6 protein-coding genes and 2 pseudogenes are annotated in these 5,588 nt (G+C 33.5%); 3 read left to right on the forward strand and 5 right to left on the reverse strand.

Annotated features, from left to right (window positions below):
* A pseudogene (locus LLA01S_RS11480) lies at positions 1-357 on the forward strand (integrase core domain-containing protein); the annotation flags it as partial.
* Positions 358-375: 18 nt separating this feature from the next.
* Here the strand turns inward: LLA01S_RS11480 and LLA01S_RS11485 are convergent.
* Positions 376-675, reverse strand: a pseudogene (locus LLA01S_RS11485) (PDDEXK family nuclease); the annotation flags it as partial.
* 639 nt (positions 676-1,314) lie between these two features.
* Between LLA01S_RS11485 and LLA01S_RS11490 the strand changes: the two are divergent.
* Both LLA01S_RS11490 and LLA01S_RS11495 read left to right on the forward strand, forming a co-directional pair.
* Positions 1,315-2,781, forward strand: a complete 1,467-nt coding sequence (locus LLA01S_RS11490; RefSeq protein WP_061778349.1) for a Y-family DNA polymerase — start codon at positions 1,315-1,317, stop codon at positions 2,779-2,781.
* Positions 2,771-3,121 carry a hypothetical protein gene (locus LLA01S_RS11495; protein ID WP_014011586.1) on the forward strand — a complete coding sequence of 117 codons (351 nt, stop codon included), beginning with the start codon at positions 2,771-2,773 and terminating at the stop codon, positions 3,119-3,121. The genes LLA01S_RS11490 and LLA01S_RS11495 overlap by 11 nt, the downstream gene beginning before the upstream one ends.
* Positions 3,122-3,150: 29 nt before the next feature.
* Here LLA01S_RS11495 and LLA01S_RS11500 read toward each other — a convergent pair whose 3' ends face one another.
* The 4 genes from LLA01S_RS11500 to LLA01S_RS11515 all read right to left on the reverse strand — a co-directional run.
* A complete protein-coding gene (locus LLA01S_RS11500; RefSeq protein ID WP_014573539.1) occupies positions 3,151-3,879 on the reverse strand; it encodes a ParB/RepB/Spo0J family partition protein in 729 nt (242 codons plus the stop codon).
* Between the two features lie 3 nt (positions 3,880-3,882).
* Positions 3,883-4,641: a ParA family protein gene (locus LLA01S_RS11505; protein WP_014573540.1), complete on the reverse strand. Its 759-nt coding sequence runs from the start codon at positions 4,639-4,641 to the stop codon at positions 3,883-3,885.
* Positions 4,642-4,650: 9 nt separating this feature from the next.
* Entirely contained in the window at positions 4,651-4,884 is a 234-nt protein-coding gene (locus LLA01S_RS11510; protein WP_014573541.1) for a hypothetical protein, read from the reverse strand.
* Positions 4,885-5,169: 285 nt separating this feature from the next.
* A partial coding sequence (locus LLA01S_RS11515; RefSeq protein WP_155719850.1) for a transposase occupies positions 5,170-5,588 on the reverse strand: 419 nt, incomplete at its 5' end.

Here is a 5,588-nt window from a genome sequence, read left to right on the forward strand (position 1 = left end):
AAATAGCTATAAATAAGAGGAAACCTAAGGAACCAATTATTTTTCATTCGGATCATGGAAGCCACTTTAAATCAGCTTCCTTTAGAAAGTTATTAGATGAGCATCAATTGCTTGTTTCTTACTCCAAGCCTGGATATCCTTATGGTAATGCCGTCACTGAGGTCTTTTTCAAGTATCTTAAACATCGAGAAATTAATCGCAGAACTTATCACTCCATTCAAGAAGTTCAACTCTCTTGCTTTGAATACATCGAACAATTTTATAACAATTATAATCCTCATTCCGCCAACAATGGTTTAACTCCAAATTAGAAAGAAGAAAATTATTTTAAGAAAATATAGCTCATTTTGTGTCTAAATATTTGACATTGGTCCATACTTCTAAGTTAGAGCCGTCATCTCGTGTTATAGGAATAGAGCCGACACCCCCTGCCCCTACCAATAAAAGTTGAGCATCATAAGGCGTTTTAATCCTCTGAACTTCTTGAATCACTAAGCCAAATTCAACATCAGACAAAGGTTTGCCATTTAATTTATAAGCATTATTTTCATTAAGCACCTCACGCCAGTGTCCCTCTAAGACCTTAATAGAGACATAAGATAAATCTTTACGATAGGTCCATCCTTCTGCTTCTAGTTTTTTGATCAAAGCAGCTTCAAATTTTGCTTCTGCCATTCTTTTCTCTTCCTCCCACTGTTACTTGATCTTCGTTATTCATATTTTATCAATTTATTATCATTATAGGAAAGATTTTATTGAGTCAGTAAAGAAAACTGAGCCCTAAGGGAGAATAAAGTCAATGAAAACATTAATCCATAGATTTGTTTCCAAAATATAAAAACACCTCTAGGAATAGACGTGTTTTTATATTTTAAAAAAAACGTGACGAAGGACAAAGTGCTTATTTATTTTTTCAATAGAGTCAAGAAGCAACATTCCGACAGTCAGAAAAAGCACTGATAATATAAACCCTAGGATAAAATTAAAAAAAGGAACACCGATATTTTCTATTTTTTTAAAACCAAATCTGATAACCTTATTGAAAGGAACCAAGCCAACGCCTGTCCTCCAAAAGACATTTGATTCATTCTTTGATAGGCTCGCCTTATGTATTTATCCATTATTTCTCCTCGTTCTCTTTCAAATGATAATATGCTTAACTCTATTATACTAAAAGCATAGGAAGGATGTTGAATCACTAAAGATTTTCCATAACAATAACATTTTATCAGTTTTAATGTCTTTTTTATTGTTTTTTACTCTAAAAAAAGATATAATATCAGCAAAACTGATATTTTTGATTTAGGAGGAACAATGGAACAATTAAAATTAAATAAATACTTTGACTACTCGCTTGAACCACGTCGTGCCATCCTCTTTCAAGATGTCAAGTCTAATTATGCTTCAATTGAATGCGTTCAGCGAAATTTAAATCCTCTGACCACTTCTCTTTGTGTCATGAGTCGAGCAGATCATTCTAAAGGGTTAACGCTTGCCTCTAGTCCAACCTTTAAAAAAGTTTTTGGTATGAAAAATGTCAGTCGTGCCAGCGATTTACCTTTTCTTATAGAAACACGAAAGTTCAATTATCCGCAATGGTATCGAACACATACAGACATTCATGGACAGCGAACTGAACCAACTTTGCAATATGTCGCTTTTATTGAGTCTTGGGCGAAACGCACGTGGATTGTTCCTCCACAAATGCAGCTCTATGTGGACTATAAAATTGAAGTGACAGATATACTGACCAATTATACGTCAATTGATGAGATTCACTCCTACTCGATTGATGAATCTTTTTTGGATATCACAGAATCATTGAACTTCTTCTTCCCTGAGATTAAAAATCGTTATGAACAGATGAATCGAATTGCTTTAGACTTGCAACGTGAGATTCGAGATAAACTAGGACTATATGTGACTGTTGGGATGGGAGACAACCCCTTGCTTGCAAAACTTGCAATGGATAACTATGCCAAGCACAATGATAATATGAGAGCCCTAATCCGTTATGAAGATGTCCCTAATAAACTATGGACAATTCCTAAGATGACAGATTTCTGGGGAATTGGAAAGCGAACTGAGAAACGATTAAACAAACTTGGAATCACTTCTATCAAAGAGCTTGCGAATGCTGACCCACTTCTCCTTAAACAAAAATTGGGAACAATTGGACTTCAGCATTTTTTCCATGCTAACGGAATCGATGAAAGCAACGTAAGAGAAAAATATACTCCAAAATCTACTAGCTTCAGCAATTCTCAAATTCTGCCACGTGACTATCATAAGCAAAGAGAAATTGAACTTGTGATTAAAGAAATGGCTGAGAACTTAGCGATAAGATTGAGAAAGGGCGGAAAACTAGCAAGCAATCTTTCACTTTATGCAGGTGCTGCTTCTACTTCTGAATACTCTTCTGTTAAGGTTTCTCGCAATATTGAAGCCACGCAAAACACAGAGGAATTGCAAGACCTCGCAATCTCTTTATTTCGTGAAAAGTACCAAGGGGGAGCGATAAGACAAATAGGGATAAGCGGAAATCAACTTTCTGATAGTTGTGTTAAACAACTCTCTTTATTTGAAGGTGTTCAAGAAAATCAAATTAATAAAAAGCAAGAATCACTCCAAAAAGCTATTGATGAGATTAGAGAAACATTCGATTTTCTTTCAATACAAAAGGCAAGTAGTTTATCCGAGGGTTCACGTGTCATTTATCGGAACAAACTCATTGGAGGTCATGCAGCAAGTCAAGACAAGGAGGAAAAAGATGTCAGTTGACCGTTCATACAGCCCCTATGAAGTCATCCGTGCTTATCACGATAGAGGGATGATGAAATGGGGCGCATTTGCGACTGGAGAACTCACCGAGGCTCAAAATACTTTTGAAAAAGAAAAAAAAGATGATAAGAAAATTCAAGCTTTACCACATCATGTAGTCCTTTATCTTCTCAATCAGTCTTTTTCAAATCAGCTACAAATCAAAGTTAAATATCAATCAAAAGATAAATTAAATGAAGTCTATGGTTTTGTATCAGAATTTATCAATAATCAAGTAAGAGTTAAATCAACGGATAAAATCTATCTCATATCCATTGAACAAATTATAAATATTTCCTAAATAAAAAGGGGCTAAATTTAGTCCCCTTTTTATTTCATCAACAACTCAATCAATTTTTTCTTGATTTCTTGTTCTTCTTCCGTTCCCTCAAACTCTAATTTTTCTAATTGAGTTTCAATTTTCTTTAACTGCGTGATTGGCTTTTTAGCGGTTTTCTTTTGGGGGCTAATTTTTGCCCCCTCTTCTTCTCCACCTTGTTCTTTAGCTTTTCTAATCAGTTTTTGAGCGGTATAATGACTGATACCAAATCTTTCGGCAATTAAGTCCCTAGTCTTTCCTTTAACAGGTTTTCCGTTGATTTGTAACCCTTGTTTTTTGGCTTTATCTAAAATATCCATATAGTCATCAATGATGGCTATTTTTTCTTCTTCTGGCATTTTTAAGAGCGAGCGAGTTTGTAGGTTAGTTTCATGCAACTTTAGTCTTGTTACAAGCTCATCCTCGTCTTCATCAACTTTCTTAGCGAGAACTTCGTAATCTTCAGGGAGTCTATTTTCACTAATTAGTTTTTTAATAGCATTAAATCGTCTATGCCCTGCAATCAATTCATAGCTATATTTATCACGTTGTTTAACAAGAACGGGTTGTAATAAGCCTAACTCGTCTATGCTATCAGCTAACTTATCAATGTCAACTAAATCATAGTTGTTATTCTCATTTTCCTTTATCTCCTCAATAGGAATATTTTTTGTATTTGTTTTTTTTCGCTTGTGTTCGTCCTTGTTCATAAGGTCTGTAAATCCGAAACTATTACTCATTTTTTAACCCCTTTTTACTATTTCATCAATAAGATTTAAATAATCATCTTTTACTTTAGAACTTTTAGAACTATCAATTAATACCTCATTCTTTAAAGCACTTTCTGTAACTGGCTTAGCTTGATGTCGTATTGTTGTTTCAAATCTATTCCCAGATATTTCTTGAATAAATTGTTTATCAATATTATTTCTGTTGACCATTGTGTAAAGTACGGTCACCTCTGTATCTAACTCATAATCATCAATAATTTGATTGATGTTCTTTAAAGTCGTTCTATAACCTTCAAGTGCAAATTTATCAATTTTTATTGGGATGATAATTTCATCACTCGCAATAATAATATTGAGAGTAATTAGATTAATTGTTGGAGCACAATCAATAATACAATAATCATATTTAGAATCTAGTTTCTTTAAAACTTTTTTTACAATGTTTGATGAATTACGATTGAATGAATTTCTTACTTTCAATTCACTTTCAGCAACTGCTAAACTTGAACCAATCATGTCCAAATTCTCACTTACGTTATAAACATACTGGTCAACATCATCTAGTTTTTCATCAACTATCAGTTCTGCAAAACCTTTATAATCCTCTTTCGAGCGTTTATCTTCAAGAAAAATACTTGTTGCATTAGCTTGCATATCTGTATCAATCAACAGAGTTTTGAACCCTCTATTTGCTAAACCTTTTGCTATATTTCCACCTGTTGTTGTTTTAGCAACTCCGCCTTTTAAGTTTAATAGACTTATTGTTTTCATATTTTCTCTCTATTCTTTATTTATATTTTCATGAGTCTTTGCGAAATGATAAAGTCCCTCTAACGTTTCAAATTTAGTGTTACCCAATGTCGTTTTTTTATTTCTTAGGTTTGAAATCGTCATCCTAGAAACTTTTATTCCAATTTTTTCGAGTTCTTTCTCAATATACCAACCAGAAAAATTTTCGTCATCATCGAGTAATCTCTGTACCACGTTTTTAATTTCATCTGTTACTTTTTCCATATCAACCTTTCTTCACAAATATACGATACTTGCGAAAACTATATTTTTATAATTCATTATTTCATTCTCAGCCCTCTCACATTTTGTGGTAAACATTCTTACTTTTTCTCTGTCCAAAGGTTTGAAGCAAGAAGTTGTTTTATTTTTACTATACATCTATTGTATCGTAAATTTATGTTTACGTCAAAGGTTTTTACGGTTTTTCTTAAATTTTTTATATAAAAATAAAGGGGGCTAAATTTAGCCCCCTTTATCAATTAAAAATCAACCCGAATTGCTAGTTGATTATTCAGCCATGACTTGATATCCGGTAGAGTATCTTAAAGTCATTGAATTCACGGTTTTAGCTGATTTCAATATTAGAGAATAAGTTAAAAGTGTCATCTCTAATTTGACTAGAAAACCATAAGAAGAACGACTTTTACAGCGTTCAGCTCCGAGGTTTGTCAAAAAAGAGAATACGCGTTCAATGACTTTTCGACGTTTTGAAAAATTAGGAAAAGTTATGTCCTTTTTCTTCATGTTCATTCTGACAGGTGTAATAAGTTCAATTTCCTTGAGTTCAAGCCTATCATGAAGCACTTGACCTAAATATCCCATATCTCCAAGGACTATGGGTGTGCCAAATTGAGACAATACTTCCTCGGCCATTGTACTGTCAGCTATTGAAGCAGGACTAATCACGTAGTCGATGACATAGCCTG

Origin of the sequence: Lactococcus cremoris subsp. cremoris NBRC 100676 (genome assembly GCF_001591705.1) — a bacterium.
Classification (GTDB): Bacteria; Bacillota; Bacilli; order Lactobacillales; family Streptococcaceae; genus Lactococcus; species Lactococcus cremoris.

Excerpts from the sequence above, each read along its gene's own strand:
- LLA01S_RS11495 (WP_014011586.1), top strand. The coding sequence starts at position 2,771 with ATGTCAGTTGACCGTTCATACAGCCCCTATGAAGTCATCCGTGCTTAT.
- LLA01S_RS11500 (WP_014573539.1), bottom strand. The coding sequence starts at position 3,879 with ATGAGTAATAGTTTCGGATTTACAGACCTTATGAACAAGGACGAACAC.
- LLA01S_RS11490 (WP_061778349.1), top strand. The coding sequence starts at position 1,315 with ATGGAACAATTAAAATTAAATAAATACTTTGACTACTCGCTTGAACCA.
- LLA01S_RS11510 (WP_014573541.1), bottom strand. The coding sequence starts at position 4,884 with ATGGAAAAAGTAACAGATGAAATTAAAAACGTGGTACAGAGATTACTC.
- LLA01S_RS11505 (WP_014573540.1), bottom strand. The coding sequence starts at position 4,641 with ATGAAAACAATAAGTCTATTAAACTTAAAAGGCGGAGTTGCTAAAACA.